Source organism: Vibrio sp. A11, from assembly GCF_013048705.1.
GTDB lineage: Bacteria > Pseudomonadota > Gammaproteobacteria > Enterobacterales > Vibrionaceae > Vibrio > Vibrio metschnikovii.
On sequence record NZ_VHSI01000058.1, the window covers coordinates 1 to 964 of the forward strand.

Here is a 964-nt window from a genome sequence, read left to right on the forward strand (position 1 = left end):
TTTTGCCATTTGCTTCCTTCAGATTTCACCTCACGATGAACACCCTTGCATAGGCTAACGGTTCCCGCTCGACTGAGCCCGTAGAGGACTTTCACCTCCTAGATCAACGCCATGCTCGGCGCACAAAACACCGAGGCCATACTTAACGTATGGCCTGATGCGATGTATTGCTATTTTACCACTTGAATATTTTCGACACGGGCTTTTAACTTCTGTCCTGGACGAAATGTAACGACACGCCGAGCTGAAATCGGAATATCTTCTCCAGTTTTAGGGTTTCGACCTGGCCTTTCACTTTTATCTCGCAGATCGAAATTACCGAAACCAGACAGTTTTACTTGTTCGCCATTCTCAAGTGCTTTACGAATTTCTTCAAAAAATACTTCCACCGTGTCCTTGGCATCCCGTTTACTAAACCCTAGTTTTTCGAACAGGTTTTCAGCCAAATCGGCTTTTGTGAGCGCCATAAACTTTCCTCAAAGCTAGGTTAAACTTTGCTGCATTAAGCAGCATAAAAATCATTTTTGTTCAGCCAATCAAAGACATATCGGCTCTGTTGAAAAGTGTATGCCAAGCTTATGATTTTCGCCAACTTTTTTATTATGAAGGATATCGACTGGGAAGCCTTTAGAATGGTACATTTTGCATACAGTCGTGGAATTAAAAACTTAATTGATTAAAAATAAAAAATTTAAATCTAAATTTATACATAAAATAAGACTATTAAAGACTATAACACTAAAAACACAAACCTTATCTTTATTGATCTCGATCTGAAATTTTTGTAAATAATCTTAAAAATCATACTGTTGTTTTTATAATTCTAAAAATTAGACCTAAAAAAATATCCTCCGGCATAGCCGGAGGTTTTTCATATGCGCCTATAAGGCTTTCTTACAAGCAGCGCCCTAACAGGCGCATCACGATCTGACATTTGCATATGACGATTACTTACGGCCCGTAA

General features: G+C 38.6%; 1 protein-coding gene. It reads right to left on the reverse strand.

All coding sequences use genetic code 11. From position 1 onward, the window contains the following. Positions 1–170: 170 nt before the first annotated feature. Positions 171–467, reverse strand: a complete 297-nt coding sequence (gene ihfA / locus FKQ60_RS17265) for an integration host factor subunit alpha (protein ID WP_004395417.1) — start codon at positions 465–467, stop codon at positions 171–173. Between the last annotated feature and the right edge of the window lie 497 nt (positions 468–964).

What these genes read in the sequence shown, in the direction of transcription:
- ihfA (WP_004395417.1), bottom strand. Translation starts at nt 467, where the DNA reads ATGGCGCTCACAAAAGCCGATTTGGCTGAAAACCTGTTCGAAAAACTA.